14 protein-coding genes and 1 pseudogene are annotated in these 17,485 nt (G+C 59.0%); 10 read left to right on the top strand and 5 right to left on the bottom strand.

What is annotated here, in order from left to right; translation table 11 throughout:
* Positions 1-107 precede the first annotated feature (107 nt).
* The 3 genes from FHT73_RS12275 to FHT73_RS12265 all read left to right on the top strand — a co-directional run bounded on the left by FHT73_RS12275 (position 108) and on the right by FHT73_RS12265 (position 3,787).
* The gene (locus FHT73_RS12275) at positions 108-1,094 is read left to right on the top strand and encodes a sugar ABC transporter substrate-binding protein (protein ID WP_112338061.1); all 987 of its coding nucleotides are present in this window, start codon (positions 108-110) and stop codon (positions 1,092-1,094) included.
* Positions 1,095-1,260: 166 nt separating this feature from the next.
* Positions 1,261-2,781 carry a sugar ABC transporter ATP-binding protein gene (locus tag FHT73_RS12270; RefSeq protein WP_183711921.1) on the top strand — a complete coding sequence of 507 codons (1,521 nt, stop codon included), beginning with the start codon at positions 1,261-1,263 and terminating at the stop codon, positions 2,779-2,781.
* Positions 2,765-3,787, top strand: a complete 1,023-nt coding sequence (locus FHT73_RS12265) for an ABC transporter permease (RefSeq protein ID WP_183711919.1) — start codon at positions 2,765-2,767, stop codon at positions 3,785-3,787. The genes FHT73_RS12270 and FHT73_RS12265 overlap by 17 nt, the downstream gene beginning before the upstream one ends.
* A gap of 53 nt (positions 3,788-3,840) precedes the next feature.
* On the opposite strand, the gene FHT73_RS12260 is transcribed toward FHT73_RS12265, so the two are convergent.
* Positions 3,841-6,867: a glycoside hydrolase family 38 C-terminal domain-containing protein gene (locus FHT73_RS12260; protein ID WP_183711917.1), complete on the bottom strand. Its 3,027-nt coding sequence runs from the start codon at positions 6,865-6,867 to the stop codon at positions 3,841-3,843.
* Positions 6,868-7,080: 213 nt separating this feature from the next.
* Here FHT73_RS12260 and FHT73_RS12255 point away from each other — a divergent pair, with 213 nt between their 5' ends.
* On the top strand, positions 7,081-8,217 hold the full coding sequence (locus tag FHT73_RS12255; RefSeq protein ID WP_183711915.1) for an ROK family transcriptional regulator: 1,137 nt from the start codon (positions 7,081-7,083) through the stop codon (positions 8,215-8,217).
* 14 nt (positions 8,218-8,231) lie between these two features.
* On the opposite strand, the gene FHT73_RS12250 is transcribed toward FHT73_RS12255, so the two are convergent.
* The gene (locus FHT73_RS12250) at positions 8,232-9,278 is read right to left on the bottom strand and encodes a Gfo/Idh/MocA family oxidoreductase (RefSeq protein ID WP_183711913.1); all 1,047 of its coding nucleotides are present in this window, start codon (positions 9,276-9,278) and stop codon (positions 8,232-8,234) included.
* A 269-nt stretch (positions 9,279-9,547) separates the two neighbouring features.
* Between FHT73_RS12250 and FHT73_RS12245 the strand changes: the two genes are divergently transcribed.
* From FHT73_RS12245 to ugpC, 6 genes are all read left to right on the top strand, one after another.
* On the top strand, positions 9,548-10,846 hold the full coding sequence (locus tag FHT73_RS12245; protein WP_183711911.1) for an extracellular solute-binding protein: 1,299 nt from the start codon (positions 9,548-9,550) through the stop codon (positions 10,844-10,846).
* 67 nt (positions 10,847-10,913) lie between these two features.
* A complete protein-coding gene (locus tag FHT73_RS12240; protein ID WP_183711909.1) occupies positions 10,914-11,843 on the top strand; it encodes a sugar ABC transporter permease in 930 nt (309 codons plus the stop codon).
* On the top strand, positions 11,840-12,682 hold the full coding sequence (locus FHT73_RS12235; protein ID WP_183711907.1) for a carbohydrate ABC transporter permease: 843 nt from the start codon (positions 11,840-11,842) through the stop codon (positions 12,680-12,682). The genes FHT73_RS12240 and FHT73_RS12235 overlap by 4 nt, the downstream gene beginning before the upstream one ends.
* Before the next feature lie 40 nt (positions 12,683-12,722).
* Positions 12,723-13,961, top strand: a complete 1,239-nt coding sequence (locus FHT73_RS12230) for an ROK family transcriptional regulator (RefSeq protein ID WP_183711905.1) — start codon at positions 12,723-12,725, stop codon at positions 13,959-13,961.
* Positions 13,962-13,992: 31 nt separating this feature from the next.
* Positions 13,993-14,847, top strand: coding sequence for a sugar phosphate isomerase/epimerase family protein (locus tag FHT73_RS12225; RefSeq protein WP_183711903.1), 855 nt, complete (start codon positions 13,993-13,995; stop codon positions 14,845-14,847).
* Between the two features lie 20 nt (positions 14,848-14,867).
* A complete protein-coding gene (gene ugpC, locus FHT73_RS12220) occupies positions 14,868-15,929 on the top strand; it encodes a sn-glycerol-3-phosphate ABC transporter ATP-binding protein UgpC (protein ID WP_183711901.1) in 1,062 nt (353 codons plus the stop codon).
* 13 nt (positions 15,930-15,942) lie between these two features.
* On the opposite strand, the gene FHT73_RS12215 is transcribed toward ugpC, so the two are convergent.
* The 3 genes and pseudogenes from FHT73_RS12215 to FHT73_RS29490 all read right to left on the bottom strand — a co-directional run.
* Positions 15,943-16,158: a hypothetical protein gene (locus FHT73_RS12215; RefSeq protein WP_112338051.1), complete on the bottom strand. Its 216-nt coding sequence runs from the start codon at positions 16,156-16,158 to the stop codon at positions 15,943-15,945.
* A 183-nt stretch (positions 16,159-16,341) separates the two neighbouring features.
* The gene (locus FHT73_RS29495; RefSeq protein WP_246712120.1) at positions 16,342-16,875 is read right to left on the bottom strand and encodes a GGDEF domain-containing protein; all 534 of its coding nucleotides are present in this window, start codon (positions 16,873-16,875) and stop codon (positions 16,342-16,344) included.
* A 96-nt stretch (positions 16,876-16,971) separates the two neighbouring features.
* A pseudogene (locus tag FHT73_RS29490) lies at positions 16,972-17,142 on the bottom strand (GGDEF domain-containing protein); the annotation flags it as partial.
* Positions 17,143-17,485 lie beyond the last annotated feature (343 nt).

Here is a 17,485-nt window from a genome sequence, read left to right as displayed (position 1 = left end):
GCGCCTTGACAATTCTTAGCAGCATGCTACCCAATATACGTGGAAACGGTTCATTGTCGCAGACAACTCAGTTGGAGCTGAGCTCAGGACCGTTCGGGAGGAAAGAAATGTCCAATTCTACAAAGCGTGAATCCGTCTTGATCAACGCACCCCGGCGCGCGGCGCTGAAGCTCGGACTTGCCGGCACTCTGGTGCTTGCGCTGTCCTGCGGCGTGTCGCCTGCCTTTGCGGCCGGCAAGCCCAAGGTCGGGCTGATCATGAAATCCCTGTCCAACGAGTTCTTCAAGCAGATGAAGGCCGGCGCGGACAAGTACGCCGCTGAAAACAAGGACAAGTTCGACTTCAAGGCCGTCGGCATGAAGGACGAACGTGACTTTGCCTCGCAGGTCGACGCCGTCGAGAATTTCGTGACGCAGAAATACGACATCATCGTCGTCGCACCGGCCGATTCCAAGGCCATGGCAACGCCGCTTGCCAAGGCAGTGAAGGCCGGCGTGAAAGTCATCAATATCGATGTGCCGCTTGACGCCGACGCCAAGAAGGCAGCCGGTATCGATCTCGCCTTCTTCGGCCCTGACAACGCTGCCGGCGCCAAGCTTGCCGGTGATGCGCTCGCCAAGGATCTTGGACCCGGCGCAAAGGTCGTGATCCTGGAAGGCAATCCCGAGGCCGACAACGCCAAGGAGCGCAAGGCTGGCTTCATGGATTCCATTAAGAACGGCAAGCTCGAGCTTCTCGACAGCAAGACCGCACATTGGGAAACCGAAGAAGCCAATACCGTCATGACGAATTTCCTGACGAAATATAAGGATATTCAAGGCGTCATGGCTGCAAACGATTCCATGGCCCTTGGTGTCGTCAAGGCGCTCGATGCATCCGGCCAGGCAGGCAAGATCAAGGTTGTCGGCTTCGACAACATCCCGTCGGTCAAGCCGTTGATCAAGGACGGCAAGATGCTTGCCACCGTCGAGCAGTATGGCGCGGAAATGGCGGCCATGGGCATCAAGTACGGCCTTCGCGAATATGCCGGCGAAAAATTCACCGGTTGGGTGAAGACCGACGTGACGCTCGTCACCGCCAAGGACCTCAAATAGTCGATAAACCCGCCTTGCGGGCAGGGATGCGTCGGCATTCGCCGGCGCATCCGCTTTTCGATCGATCTTCTGGCGGGCGTTTAGCGCGAGGCGTTGGCCCCGGTGGAAGGCGACGCGAGGAAGATCGTTATCTCCAATTCGAAACGGAAACGCTGATGAGGTGGACGTGCCTGAGACAGTAGATGATGCCATCCTGAAGCTGGAAGGAATAGGCAAGCGCTTCCCGGGCGTTGTGGCGCTGAAGGACATCTCAATAGAGATCGGTCGCGGCAAGGGCCACATTCTTCTTGGTGAAAACGGCGCCGGCAAATCGACCCTGATCAATCTGCTTGGCGGCGTCTTCAAGCCGGATGATGGCCGCATCCTGTTTGACGGCAAAGCCTATCATCCGTCCTCTCCGCTCGAGGCGTTCAAGGCGGGCATCCGGGTCATTCACCAGGAGCTGCATCCACTTTCCAATCTTACCGTCGCCGAAAACCTGCTCTTTGAACACCTGCCGCGCCGATATGGCCTGGTGAACTATAAGCAGATGAACGCCAGGGCGGCGGAACTGCTGGCGGAAGTCGGCCTCAACGTGGCGCCGACGACGCTTGCCAGCAGCTTGAGCGTCGCTCAGCTTCAGCTTCTCGAGATCGCCAAGGCGCTCTCCAACGAAAGCAAACTTCTGGTTCTCGATGAACCGACGGCAACCCTGACCTCCAAGGAAGTTGATCGGCTTTTTGAGATTCTCAAGCGGCTGAAGGCGCGGGGCGTTACCACGCTCTATATATCGCATAGGCTCGAAGAGATCTTCGAGGTGGGCGATGACGTCACCATCCTGCGCGACGGGCAGCATGTGATCACGCGGCCGCTCGAAGGGCTCGGAATTCCGAAAATCGTCGAACTCATGGTCGGGCGCGAACTTGCGCAGCACGACGCCTTCCGCGGCGACAGCACCATCTCCGGCGAGGCGCTTGGCGTCTCTGGCCTTAAAGTGACGAGCCATAGCCCCGAACTGTCATTTTCCGTCGCCAAGGGAGAAATCGTCGGCATTGCCGGGCTTGTCGGCAGCGGCCGCACCGAGGCGGTCCGGGCCATATTCGGCGCCGACGCCAAGGCTGCAGGCGAAATCCGCATAGATGGCGAACCGGTCGAGATTGCCTCGCCCAAGCACGCCGTAACCGCCGGACTGTGCCTGGCGACCGAGGATCGCAAGATACAAGGGCTCATGCTCGACATGAGCTGTGCGCAAAACACCACCATCACCAATCTCGCCAAAGTCTCCCGCAAGGGGCTGATCATCCGCAAAGTCGAAGACGAGTCCTCGCAGCGCCTTGTGCGTGAATTGCGGATAAAGACACCGTCCATCCATCAGGCCGTCAGGACATTCTCCGGCGGCAACCAGCAAAAAGTTGTCATCGCCAAATGGCTGTTTCGCGGCCCCAAGGTGCTGATCTTCGACGAGCCGACGCGCGGCATCGATGTCGGTGCCAAGGCGGAAATCTACGAGCTTCTGGGGAGATTTGCCGCCGAGGGAAAAGGCGTCCTCGTCGTGTCTTCGGATCTGCCGGAACTCATGAGCATTTGCCATCGCATCATCGTCTTCTCGGACGGCAAGATAGCCGGAGAAATCCCCCGAGCCCAATTTGACGAGAGCAGGATCCTCTCGCTCGCTTACAAGGAGTACAGTCGTGTCCGGAAACATTGAAAAGGCGACCGAGGCAAAAGAAGCCAGCGTCTGGGACAAGCTCATCCGGATCTCGATGAAAGAAGCCGGTGTCGCCATCGCCCTCGTCCTGATTTTGATCTTCTTCTCGCTGACTGCGCCCTATTTCGCGACGCCGGAGAACTTCCTGAAGATCTTCGTGCAGATCGCCATCAATACGGTGCTTGCCGCCGGCATGACCTTCGTCATTCTCACCGGCGGCATCGATCTTTCCGTCGGATCGCTGCTGGCGCTTTGTACGGTCATCGGCGCGACGATCATGATCGACCCGAGATTTTCTCCCTGGCAGGCGATCGCTCTCGCATCACTCGCCTCGATGGGGGCCGGCGCAATCCTGGGTGCCATCAACGGATGGATCTGCGAGAAATGGAAACTTCCATCCTTCATCGTCACCCTTGGCATGCTCAACGTCGCAAGCGGCCTTGCCCGCGTCGTCAGTGATAACTCCACCATCACCGGCCTGCCGCAGCCCTTCGTCGACTTCGGCAATCTGATTTTCTGGGGCGTCCTCCCGTCGATCTTCCTGATCGCGATCGTCGTCGTCCTCATCGGCTGGTTCGTGCTGCGCTACACGGTGTTCGGGCGTTTCATCTTCGCAATCGGGACGAATGAGGAGGCCGTCCGCCTCTCAGGTCATGAGCCGAAGAAGTACAAGATCGCGGTCTTCACCATTTCCGGGTTGACTGCCGGCATTGCCGCCATGGTCTACCTGCTCCGCCTCAATGTCGGCAGCCCTGTCGCCGGCATCGGCTATGAGTTGAACGCCATTGCGGCCGTCATCATTGGCGGCACCAGTCTCTCCGGCGGCAAGGGCTCGATCATCGGAACGCTTGTCGGAGCCTGCATTCTGCAGGTGCTGTCCACGGGGCTGCAGCTCCTGGGTGCCGACGACAATATCAAGCCGATCGTTATCGGCGCCGTCATCGTGCTCGCCGTCATTCTCGACAGCTATCGCGGCCGGTTGATGCGGATATTGGAGAGCCGCTGATAAGGCGGCTCTCCGGAGCAAAGGCTATGGCCCGACAAAATCGAGCTTTGCCGTCAGGTACGCTGCAATTTCCAGGTCCGGATTTCAAACGGCATGATGTCGGCAGGGCCGGTGCGTTCGATCGGCTCCTCCAGAATGTTCAGCGGCCCCGAAGCCTGCCATCTTGACGGCAGGGTCAGCGACAGGCGGCCGCGCCGACCGGCTGGTTCGTAAAGTCGCAGGATAAGTCCCTCTCCCTCCTCGGCCGGCTTCAGGCCGGAGAAGGCGACAGGTATGCCTTCGATAGCGAGCGGCGACAAGGTGCCGGCCGCAAGACCGCTTGCCTCCATGCTGAGCAGCGGCTGGTTGAGATCGATCGCCTCAGCTAGAACGCCAGCGTCATACCAGGCGCCCTCATGCGGCATCAGCGCATAGGTAAAGCTCTGCTCGCCTTCGTCGGCGAGTGGATCGGGATAGATCGGCGAGCGCACGAGGCTCATGCCGATGACATTGCCGCGGGCGCTGTGACCGTATTTGGCGTTGTTGAGCAGGGCGACGCCGAAGCCGGGTTCACTCAGATCGACGAAGCGATGTGCAGCCGCCTCGAACATCGCCTGCTCCCAGGAGGTGTTGTTATGCGTTTGCCGCTCGACGATGCCGAAGGCGCATTCGAAAGTCGCGGTGCGCGACCGCATGGCAACCGGGTTCAGCGTCCGAAGCAGGGTACGCCGGTCGTGCCAATCGATCGTCGTCTCGATATCCAGCCTGCGGGCATTGGCCGTCAGAACATAAAGCTGGGTCACGGTCGAGTTGCGGTACCGATTGATGACACGGATCGCGGCGCGATGCGGTCCCTCCTCGACCAGAGTGATGCTCTCCGGCCGATCGAGCCGGATGCCTTTCTCGGCATAGTCGGCGTCGACGTCCCAGGCATCCCAGTTGCGCGGCTTGTCGACTGGATAGACCCAGAGCTGATTGGCTACCCCCTCAATCGCTTCTCGTCCCGTCGCCTTGTGAATAAGGCTCGATACGGCGCCATCCTTGCCGATGGTAACGGACAGATGCTGGTTTTCGAGATGATGGGTATCTGCCTTGAGCCCAACTGCGGGCTTCAGTGCGTTGCGATCGAAGACCGCGACGGAAAGAGGCGCGATGGGATCGGCAGATGCAAGGACCGTTCCGTCCGATAGGGTTGCGGTCAGCGGGCGCGGCGAAAGGGATGGGTTGACCACAACAAGCGCATCCGTGACCTCGCCAACCGGAAGATGGGCCGACAGCGTTGTCAGAGACCTGACCTGCTCCGCCTTGGCATTGTCGATCACGCCGTCAAGCTCGCGCTCGGCATCGGCATAGACCTCGCGAATGCTCGATCCAGGCAGGATATCGTGAAACTCGTTCTTCAGAACGACGCGCCAATCAGCCTCCAGGCTCAGAGGTTTGGCAGCGCCCAGCATATGGGCAAGCGAGGCCAGCGTCTCCGCCGTGATCAGGGCGCGTTCGGCCTGGCGATGCTTGCGCTTGACCCCGCTTTGCGATGTCAGCGTCGCGCGGTGCAGCTCCAGGTAGATTTCTCCATCCCAGACCGGAAGCTCCTTTTCCTTAGCGGTGCGGTGCGCCTTTTCGTAATAGCCCTTCACGGTGCCCCAGCGTGCCTTCGGGATCGCCGGGAAGTCGCGGAGCTGTACCTCGCGCTCGACCATTTCCGGCGTGACGCCGCCGCCGCCGTCGCCATAGCCGACGGCCAGCAGCGAGGTGTCATGCTGTGTCTTGCCGCGGAAATTCTTCCAGGTCGGCACGAAGCAATCCGGCTGCACGAAGCCGTTGTAACCTTGCATGGGGTTATCGAAGGTGTGAGTGAGAACCTTGCTGCCATCGAGCCCCTTCCACCAGAACAGGTCGGACGGAATGTGATTACTTTCGCTCCAGTTCACCTTGATCGTGAAGAAGCTGTCGATGCCTCCAAGCCGCAGGATCTGCGGCAAGGCACCTGAAAAGCCGAAGCAGTCGGGCAGCCAGCAGACGCTGTGACGCAGGCCAAAATGCTTTTCGAAATAACGCTGGCCGTACAGCACCTGGCGTACGAGGCTCTCGCCTGTGGGCATGTTGGTATCAGGCTCGACCCACATGCCGCCGAGGGTTTCCCATTTTCCTTCGGTAACCTTCTTCTTGATCCGCTCGAGCAATTCCGGATCATCCTCTTCCATCTGCGCATAGTATTGGGCGGTCGATTGGTTGAAGCGGAAGTCGTCGGAGCGTTCCATCAGCGAAAGCGCGGTGTTGAAGGTGCGGCGCATCTTGCGGCGCGTTTCGTCATAGGGCCAAAGCCATGCCAGGTCGATATGGGCATGACCGGTCAGCAGCAGTTCGCCATTCTGTGGGAAGCGCTTTTGAAGCTCTTTCAGTTGCGCAAGCAATTCATCATAGGCAGCAGCTGCCGAAGCACTCTGCGCTTCGCTGAGACCGGCCGGATTGTCCTGAAGTTCCGGCAGTTCCCAGATCTTCTGCTGCATTGCCGCGCCCGAGGTGCGCGAGATATAGGCTGATGTGTCGGAGGGCCAATCGAGGCTGCGCAGCGCCCGTTCGGCGGCATCGATCAGATGCGGCACGACTTCGTGGCCGTCAAGAACATCGGCAGCCTCGCCGATCTGTTGCAACAGGAGATGCAGCCGGTGGACCGGTTCATCCAACCAGATCAATCGCGCCTTGTTGAGTTTCGGCGCCCTGTTCGGCTCCCCGAACGGAAAACGCGCGACGCTCTCGGTGGCGATCTGGAAATCGCGACCCTTGATCGGAAATTCCTGGTGATAGGGGTCGAGGCCGAAGGTCTCAGCTTCGCCATCAGGATAACGCAGCGTCAGCAGGCTCTCGCCGCCAAGATCGAGCTGTAGGCGGATCTGCTCGAGCGGCCAGTCCTGCGGCGCCGTTGCCTTGGCAGCGAAGCGAATCGTCCCATTGCGATGTGGCCAATCCTGATGATGCGCTATCGGCTCTCCATCGAAGGTCCAACCGTCGATCGCGAGGCTTTGTCTGTCACGCCAATGCGCAAGCTCTGCAGTGCGGACTTTCAGGCGATCAAGGCGTTGAGCAATAGTAAGAGACATGGCGGATCCTATCGGAAAATCGGCAACTGACGGCGGAGGAGAGAATAGATCAGCGCAAATGGGTCGCCAGCCCCGCATCCCATCTCCTCCCAGCGGATCGCGCAGCCGGAATTTAGATTAAGTAACTTTGTTTTAGCGTCAAGGCGCACAGAAATAAGTTGCGAGAGTTTTGTCCGTGATACACAAGCATCAGGATACGCAAGGAAATCGAACATGCGGTATCTTCGATCCGGGCCACGGCGCTATCAGCCGCAGGATGCGGACGTTACGCGGGGTAAGACACTCGGTCTGCGGTCTGGAGAAATCGCCGATAGAAATATTCGCGTCATTCTGGAGGCGATCCGCCGCCACGGCCCTTTGACCCGCATGGAGCTTGGAAAACATTCGGGGCTGACCGGACCGGGAATCACCAACATTCTGCGCCGGCTTGGCGATGAAGGGCTGGTGACATCGCATAGGCGCAAAGGTGCCGGTGGCGGCGCGACATCAACGGAATTTGCCCTGCGGCCCGAAGGGGCCTTCTCGATCGGTATCCGTGCTCGTCAAAATCGCGGCGAGGCCGTGCTTGTCGATCTCAGCGGCCAGGTTCACGACCGCGTTTATTTTCCTCTTACGCAGAGAAGCAGAGTCACATCGATCCAATCGGCGATCGAGGGCATGATTGGCCGTCACGCCGACCTGCCGATCATCGGTCTGGGTATCGGCTCGAACGACTGGAGCGCGGAAGAGCGCGAGCAGCTGGATGCCGCATCGAAACTGCCGCGCAGCTATGTCGAGAGCGAATGCACGGCAAGCCTCCTCGCCGAGCGCACGATCGGCACGCCGCCCCTGAAAGGTGGTCTCGCGATGATCATCATCGACGAGGATGTGCAGGCCGGCTTCCTCGTTCGCGGTATTCCCTATTCGGGCGTTCACGGACGTGCGGGCAATATCGGCGATATGCGAACCGGCCCCGACAATGTTCCCTTGAACACGGTCGTCGGATTTGGCGCACTGCGCAAATTTCTCAGCGGCGACGAATTCAGCCGCCTGATAGACGGACAGGAGCCGCCATCACCATTGCTCGCGGAATGGATCCGCGAGGCGGCAAGCCACCTGCTTGATCCGATCATCGCGATGGCCGGCTTCATAGCGCCGAGCGTCATCATGATCGGCGGCGACCTGCCGCGAGGCGTCATCGACGCGCTGATCCATCAGCTGTCTGTCGAGCGCCGTGATACGTCGAAGCGCCCCTTCCTCACGCCTTGGATCTCACCGATGAAGCCGGCAAGCTTCAGCGGCGGCGGCGTGGCGCTGGGGGCGGCACTCCTGCCTTTTCTGAATACCCTGCTGCCGCCGGTCTCAGGCTGAGGCTCACTGCGGATTCAGGCAAGTGCCTCGTCTTTATGGCTAGTATCCGAGGCGAGCGCCTTATCCAGCACCTTCTGAATCTTGGCCGCACGGCGGAACGAAGGTTCCTGCGTCCTGCCCATTCTGACCGCCTGGACAAACCGCTGATAATTGGTTTCCACTTCGTCGAACGGGATATCGCGCCACGTTGCCGTATGAACGTCTTCGCCGAGACAAGCGCGAAGCGTCGATTTTCCAGTGTCATAGATGATCTCGATCGAGCCCGTCTCGCCGTAAATCCGGAGGCGCAGTTGGTCCATCTGCCCGGCGGCGGTGCGCGTCGCCTGGATGGTGCCGATCGCTCCCGTCGTGAAGTCGACATTCATCGTGAAGCTGTCATTCGCATCGAGATCGTATTCGCCGATCTTGTCACCCGGCGCCTTGTTGAAGGTCTTCAGCCGTGCGAAAACATGAGCGATATCGAGACCGGAACCATAGGAGGCGAAGTCCACGATATGGATACCGATATCGCCAAGCGCACCGTTCGAGCCATGCTTCTTGCTGAGACGCCACAGCCATTTGCTCTCGGATTTCCAGTCGCCCCAATGCTTCCCCACCAGCCAGCTTTGCAAATGCGAAGCTTCGACATGCCTCACCTTGCCGATTTCGCCGGCGAGCACCATCTGCCGCCCCTTTTGCAGGGCAGGTGAATTGCGATAGGTGAAATTCACCATGCCGACCTTGCCGGCCTTCTCGATAGCCTCGGTCATTTCCATCGCCTTGGTTGCGTCGGTCGCAAGCGGCTTTTCGCAGAAGACATGCTTGCCGGCCGCAATCGCCTGCAGCGTCGTCGGGTGGTGAACAGCGTCAGGCGTCACATTGGCCACGGCATCAAACTCGCCCCAGGCCAAGGCCTCTTCCAGCGAGGCAAAACGATTGGGAATACCGTGTTCCGAGCAAAAGGCGGCCAGCCGCTCGGGCACGACATCGACGCCGCCCACGACGCTGACACCTTCGATCTCCTTGAAACTTGCCGCATGCTTGTTGGCCATTCCGCCGGTGCCGAGAATGAGTAGACGCATCTGATCCTCCATGGATGGTTTGGCTGTTTCGACAGCCGGAGCAAACCTCGCTGCCCATTGCGGCTGCCCGCAACGGCTCGATTATTCTGCGATGGGGAGCCGCGGGTTGAGGCCGCTAGCTACTGTTGAATGTCGCCGGCATCTCAATCCTCCCGAGCTGCGACTTGACATCAAACCAAAGTAACTTAATCTAATTAATGCAGCATGGAAATGAGGAGAGGTCAACTGACCGCCAGGCTGTATCCGTTTAAATGGGGAGGAGACCCATCATGAAGAGAGCGTTCGTCAGCGCCTTGGCGCTGAGCACGATGTTGTTTTCATTGCCTGCCGCGTTTGCCCAGGAACTGGCGACGAAGGACAGGATCGGCCTTGCAGATGCGCCGAAAACCCTTACTGTCCGGCTCACGAACGACAGTCCCAACAATGCCGATCCGGCGATTGCTCAGGGCTACCAAAAGCTCTTCGTCGATTTCATCAAGAAGCATCCCGACTGGAAACTGCAGATGCAGTTCATGTCGGCGGATATCGGTACCGAACAGGCAAAAATGCTCGAACAGGCGAAGGCCGGCAACGCTCCCGACTGCGCCGCTGTCGACTCCTTCGTCCTCTCACAGTTCATGGTCAATCATGTGCTCGCCGACTTCACCCCCTATTTCTCCAAGGATGAGGTTGCCGATCTCTTTCCCTTCATCCGCAACGGCATTACCGACAAGGATCAGACGATCCGCGCCTGGTGGTGGGACACTGACCTTCGCGTTCTATACCGCAACAAGTCCATCGTCCCCGATGCACCGCAGACCTGGGACGACCTGAAGAAGGCCGGCATCGCCTCCGTCAAGGAAGGCATGGAGGGTATTCTTTTCAACGCCGGCCGCTATGAGGGGTCGACCTTCGACTGGCTCGCCAATTACTGGGCGCTCGGCGGCAAGCTCGTCGACGATAGCGGCAAACCTGTTTTCGGCGAGGGCGAAAACAAGGAGAAATTCCTCAAGGCGCTGACCTATTACAAGGATCTCGTCGATTCCGGCGCCGCACCCAAGCGTGTGACCACGATCGGCAACTATGATGATCTGAACGCGGCCGCTGCTGCCGGAACGACGGCGCTCTTCATCGGCGGCAACTGGCAGCTTGCCCAATTGAAGGCAACACTGGATGCAGACGAGTTCGCCAACTGGACTTTCTCGCCCATCCCAGGCCCGACTGCCGATCAGCGCTCGACCGGTACCGGCGGCTGGACGATTGCCTCGTTCAGCAAGGACAAGGCCAAGGTCGAGATGTGCGCCAATCTTGCCCGGGATATCTACATGGGGCCGGGCAATGCGCTTCAGCAGCAATTGCCGACGCGCAAGTCGCTCTTCGACAAATATGAGGTCTTCGCGACCGAAGCCAACAAGACCTTTGCCGAAGCTCTCGCCAACGGCCAGGCCCGCCCCGGCGCTCCGATCTATCCGGAAATCTCAAATCAGATCCAGATCATGATGGGCGACGTCCTGTCGGGTACCAAACAGCCGGAAGAGGCCCTTAACGCGGCTTTCAAGGCGACTATGGAGGCTTACAAGCGTCTCTAACGATTGCGATCACGGCAGCGCCCTTAGGGGCGCAGCCGGCAGTATCAAACCCGGACAGAGAAGCCCAATGACCCCAATCGCCATCGAGGCTGCCAGCCGACCCCACAGCAGATCGTTAATGCGCCGCTTTGCCGGTGCGCCTCTACCCTGGATCATGCCCGTCATCATCGTCATCGGCATCTTCTATCTCTATCCGATGATCGACGTGTTCCGTCTGTCTTTCACCAATGCGACGCTGATCGGTGACAATCAGGATTATACACTCGCTTCCATTGCGAACATGCTGAGTTCGCCGCAGCTTCCCGACATCCTCTGGGCTACCCTCGTCTTCGTCGGCGGCAGCGTCATCGGCCAGCAGATCCTCGGCCTTGCCGTCGCCGTCGTCGTCGTTCGCGGAGAAAAGCGCGGCCTGTTCGGCACGACAATCCTCAGAACCACGGCGCTGATCGCCTGGGTCGTGCCGGGCATTGCCGGCGGCATCATCTGGCAGATGCTGTTTTCGGAAGCGCCCTATGGCGCGCTCAACAGCATCCTGCGGCTCATGCATCTGCCGACGGTTGCCTGGCTTTCCGATCCCGCCATCGCGCCTTGGTCGGCCCTGATCTCGAACATCTGGCGCGGAACGGCCTTCTCGATGGTTGTCATGTATGCCGCGTTGAAGGCAATCGATCCCTCGCTCTACGAGGCGGCGGAAGTGGATGGCGCGACGGGCTCGCAGCAGTTCTTCTTCATCACCATTCCGCAGCTGCGGGCGGCTATCCTCGTCAACATGATCCTCATCACCATCATGACGCTGAACACTTTCGACGCGATCATCACTTTGACGGGCGGTGGGCCTGGCCGCGCCACCGAAGTCATATCGCTCTATGTCTTCAACATCGTCTTCCGCAACTACGATCTGTCCGGCGGCAGCGTGCTTTCCGTGCTGATGCTGATTATCAGCCTCGGACTGGCCGTCGTCTACGCATCATTCCTGCCGAAGGAGGATGAACGATGAGCAGGCGCACCGGCACGCGCTTAGGCGATTTTCTGAGCTATCTCTTCATGCTGGCGATGTTTATCTTTTTCGCCGGCCCGCTCACCTACCTTCTATCGATGGCGCTACGCGACAAGCGGGAGATTTATCGCGGCGTGGCGCGCTATATCCCGCACAATCCCACCATCGACAATTTCATCACCGTGCTCAACAACAGCTACTTCCCGCTCTATCTGTGGAACGGCCTGAAGCTCGCGGCTCTGAGCGGCTTCGGCGTTTTGATCGTCGCCATGCCCGCGGCCTACGCCTTCTCGCGCTTTCAGTTCCGGGGCAAGGGCCTTTCGATGATGGGGCTTCTGCTCTTTCAGATGATCTCGCCGCTGGTCATCATGGTGCCGCTCTACCGCTACATGAACCGCCTTAGCCTGCTCGATACGCATTTCGCCGTGACCATGGTCTATATCGCGCTCGGCGTGCCGCTTGCGACATGGCTCCTGAAGAGCACCATCGACGGAATTCCACGCAGCCTTGATGAAGCGGCGATGATCGACGGATGCAACCGTTTCTCCGTCTTCTGGCGGATCGTGCTGCCGCTGTCAGCACCGGGCATCGCCTCCGTCTTCATCATCACGGTCATTGCCGGCTGGTCGCAATTCCTCGTACCTTTTCTGCTGCTCACGCAAAACAATTTGATGCCGATCGGCGTCGGGATCTTTAACTTCCGTGGCATGCAAACTGACTCATCCATCCAGCTACTGGCGGCCGCCTGCCTCATCTCTGTCGTACCGGCGATCGTGGCCTTCCTGTCGCTACAGCGGCTGATCCTTGGCTCCATGACCAGTGGCTCGGTAAAGGGATGAGGCCGGTTTGCGCGCGCCAGACTGATAAAGGATCCCGATGATGAACCAAACGACCGGTGTCAAACTGTCTCCCGACCTGACGGGAGCCAATGTCGAGGATGCGGGCGAGCATAATCGAGCCGTCGTTCTGCGTTGCATCCACCGGCAGGCACCGATTTCGCGTGCGGAAATCGCCCGGCAGACCGGCTTCACCAAGCCGGCGATCGCCCGCATCGTCGATCGCCTGCTCGATGAAGGCCTGATCATCGAAGCTCGCCGGCGCCACGGTCTGAGAGGGCAGCCGGCAATCGAGCTTGAGATCAACCCCGACGCCTTCTTTGCGATCGGCATCAACATCGATCGTGATCATCTGACGATCCTCGCCGTCGATGCCGTCGGCAACGTGCGCGCCCGCGTCCACCATGAGAAGCGCTACATCCTGCCCGGCGAATTCATGCAGCTGACCGCCGATGCGATCTCGCATTTCCAGCGAAGCCGTCTGATCGACGACGCGCATCTGGCCGGTATCGGGCTTGCGATGCCGGACTGGCTCGGCGAGATCGCCTTCCTGGGCAAGCCCGACGACTACGGAGAGTGGATGGATTTCGATGTCCGGACTGCATTGGAAAACCTGACACAGCATCCCGTCTTCATCGAGAACGAAACCAATGCGGCAGCGCTTGCCGAGCTTGACTACGGGCTTGGCGCCGAAAGTCGCAGCTTCTTCTATATTTCGGTCAATGCCTGCCCAGGCGGCGGGCTGGTACTCGACGGCGCCGGCCATCGCGGCGCCATGGGCCTGAGCGGCGAGATCGGCTGGCTGCCAATCGTCGATCCCCGCCACAGGGGAGGCCAGAAAGTCGAGCTTCTCGGCGAAATATTCTCGCTCTTCTTCCTCTACAAGTTCCTGGGCGAGCATGGCATCGAGGCAAACGTGCCCTCGGACCTCCTCACGCTGGATGCCCGTGGCAGGAAGCTGGTCTCGCAATGGCTGAAGACGATGAGCGCGCATCTCGCCGTCGCGGTCAAGCACATCGGCATGATCGTCGATCCCGACGCCATCATCCTTGGCGGCCGCCTGCCTATCCGCATGATCGATGAGCTGCTGCGCTATGTCCACGACCACCTTGATATGGAGGACACGGCGCTGCCATCGATCCATCGTGCCTCGCTCGGCGAGGACGCCTGCGCGATCGGCGCCGCGGCAATGCCGATGGCGGCAGCCCTCATGCTCGCCTCGGCCGATGAGGTCCAGCGCACGCGTTCACCGCTCAAATTCATGGACCGCCTGAACAATTGAATTGGCGGCTGCGGCCGCAGGGAGGATTTTGATGAGGATCGGTTTTTATACGTCGACGTTCAACGACAGGTCATTCGAAGAGGTGGTGGACTTCGCCGCTTCCGCCGGCTTCGACGCAATCGAAATCGATGTCCGCGACCATATCAAGACACCGGACAAGGTGCAGGCGGCGGTCGCCCTTGCCCGCAACCGCAACCTCTTCGTCTCCTCGATCGCCTTTTTCGGCAATCAGCTCGATACCGATCGCGTCAAACGCGGCGAGCTTCGAGCCATCACCGAGGAATTCGCCGACGCGATCGGCGAAGCGGACGTGCCGATCTTCGTAATCTTTCCCGGCCGAGATGAAAGCGCAGACGAGGACGCCAATTATGATGATTTCGCCGACTTCGCCAACCGGCTGATCGCCCGGACGACGTCGAGCGGGTTGATCTTCGCGATCGAGAACTGGCCCGGCCCGAAGAACAATTTCATCGGCACCACGCCGAAAGGCTGGCAGGAGCTCTTTAAACGAATTCCGGACAAACGCTTCGGCCTTGAATTCGACCCTTCCCATCTCATCCGCATCGGCGTCGATCCCTATGCCGCCATGGATGCGGTCAAGGATAGCATCGCCATCCTTCATGCCAAGGACACGGCAATCGATACTGCCGTACAGCAAGCCGTCGGCTATCACGGCAAGGGGTGGTGGCAGTACAAGCTGCCGGGCCATGGCCTTCTCGATTGGCCGCGTTTCCTGCGTCAGGTGCGCGCCAACGGTTTTGACGGCACGCTTTCGATCGAGCACGAGGATGCAGCTTTCGGTTGGCCGGGCAAGGATCTTGTCCAGCGGAAGGAAGGCGAGCGCCTCGGCCTTGCCTATCTCCGAAAGGTCTTGAACGGGCTTTGAAGCTATCCGGGAGGACGGAAATGGCTCATGTCAGAGTGAACAACGCGCGTAAGGACTATGGCGCATTCAAAGCCATCAAAGGCGTGTCGGTCGATATCCGCGACGGCGAGTTTGTCGTGCTCGTCGGCCCCTCTGGTTGCGGCAAATCCACGCTGCTCAGAATGATCGCCGGCCTGGAGGGGATCACCTCAGGCGATATCCAGATCGGCAAGCATATCGTCAACGATCTCGCGCCGAAGGATCGAGACATCGCGATGGTGTTCCAGAACTATGCGCTCTATCCGCATATGACGGTCGCCAAGAACATGGGCTTCTCCCTGCGGCTGAAGCGGATGCCGAAGGCGGAAATCGATCAGCGGGTTGGCAATGCCGCAAAGATCCTTGGGCTCGAAAACCTTCTTGAGCGCTATCCGAAGCAGCTATCCGGCGGCCAGAGGCAACGTGTCGCCATGGGTCGCGCGATCGTACGCGATCCCGCTGTCTTCCTCTTCGACGAACCCCTGTCGAACCTCGATGCGAAGCTTCGCGTCCAGATGCGCTCCGAGATCAAGGAAATGCACCAACGGCTGCAGACCACGACAATCTATGTCACGCATGACCAGATCGAAGCGATGACGATGGCGGACAAGATCGTCGTCATGAAGGACGGCCTGATCGAGCAATCCGGATCGCCGCTTGAGCTCTATGACCAGCCGGCCAATCTCTTCGTTGCGGGCTTCATCGGCTCTCCCGCGATGAATTTCATCAAGGGTGGCATGACAAACGCCGGTTTCCGTACCACCGACGGGATCGTGCTGCCGAGCGGTCAGCATCCGGCGGCGGCCGTTACCTATGGCATTCGCCCCGAAGATATCAGGCTCGTCCAGAATGGCATTGCGGTGGAAACCGTCGTCGTCGAACCGACGGGATCCGAGACTATGGTCATCGTCCGCCTTGGTACGCAAACGGTCACCTGCGTTTTTCGCGAACGGATCAGAGCCGCACCGGGCGATGTGCTGCACATCGCACCTGCCGATGAGGCAGTTCATCTATTTGACAAAAGTGGAGAGCGCATCGCGAGCACACGCTCGGAATTCAATTGAGGAGAGATGCTTATTACCTGTGCGACGCCGCACGCAGCGATGGAGCAGAAGCCGTCTTGCGAATGGTAATTTCAATACCGCCCATGGACTTGCCGTCATCGGTCACATCCGGTACGCGAATGTAAAGGACCTCGGAATAGTTGCGGAACGTGCCGCCGATCAGCTCATATATTGCAAGTGCAGTGTTCTCGGGAAGCTCTTCGACCGATACGCTTTTACGTTGCTGCATGGGATTCTCTTCCAAAAGTCTGGCCGCCTTCAAGAGATTGGGCAACTGCTGACACTTTAGTCCTGATTTGTCGCAAAGATATCCCGGGAATCATGAAAACTGTCACAAATGCGTGAGGTTCATTTCCAGGAAAACGGTGCGGCGGCACGATGTCGTGATTGGCGACCGAGTGGCGGGCTTACTCTATAGAGCAGCCTCGCATCGGGACCATGAAGATGGAGCGATCCGGAAGCCGTTCTTTCCCGACGATTTCACTTCATACAAACCACGATCCGCTTTGGCGAATATGTCCTTGGAAGAATGACCGGGCACGATTATCGCCGCGCCGACGGAGGTCGCGATGCGAATGGTCTTCGTCGGCGTGGAGACGGTCCAGTTCAACTCTCTGACAACGCGATCGGCGATTTTTGCGAGATCCTCGGTCGAAAGGCATTCGTGAATGACGGCGAACTCGTCGCCGCCAATGCGCGCCACCATATTGGCCTTGGGGACAGCGCGCAAAAGCCTGCGCCCTGCCGCCTTCAAGCAATCATCCCCGGCCTGATGTCCGAGAGTATCGTTCACGGACTTGAAGCCGTCGAGATCCACCAACAGCAGCGCTCTGACGGTTCGGCTCTCGGCTGCGCATATTTCATTGAAAAACGCTTCGAATCTGGTGCGGGACGTCAACCCGGTGAGCATGTCGTACTCGGCCAATTGACGAAGCTGCTCGACCATCGTCTTCTCGGCGGTAACATCCTGCTTCATCCCGAAAATTCTGGTCGCAGCTCCGTTCGCGAATTCGACGCAGGCGGTTATTCTGATCCATCGCCGATTGCCTCTTGCGGTGATGATCTCAGCATCCAGGCTGAAACCCTCGCCCGTGCGAATTGCCTTCTCGCGCACCTCATCGAGACGCTTTCGAACCTCGGGAGTATAGAGTTTAAGGATCTCATCCCTCGTCAGCGGCGTTTGCGGCGCAAGATCAAAGAGCTCGTAGACCATATCCGTCCAGCTGAGCGTCTGGTCGGGAAGACTACATTCCCATACCCCGATACGAGCGGCCTTGAACGATCGATCAAACAATTCACGCAAATGCATGAACTCGCGCGAGGCGATTGCCTGAGGATCGAGTATTCCATTTCCATCGCAGGACACTGGGGGCCTCACCAGCTGATCAAAAGGACCTCACCAGCTTTATCGCCGGTAATCTTTCCCAGTGGAATGATTACATGGATTGTTTGCATATTGGTTTCCAAATGCAAGAGCGCCGCGATGATCATCGACATCAATAACCCTATTTTGAGGGCGGCCTCCATGAAACAGAGGATTTCAGGCGTTTGTGAAA

Source organism: Rhizobium sp. BK098 (genome assembly GCF_014193155.1).
Lineage (GTDB): Bacteria > Pseudomonadota > Alphaproteobacteria > Rhizobiales > Rhizobiaceae > Rhizobium.
This window is presented reverse-complemented; position numbering and strand designations above follow the sequence as displayed.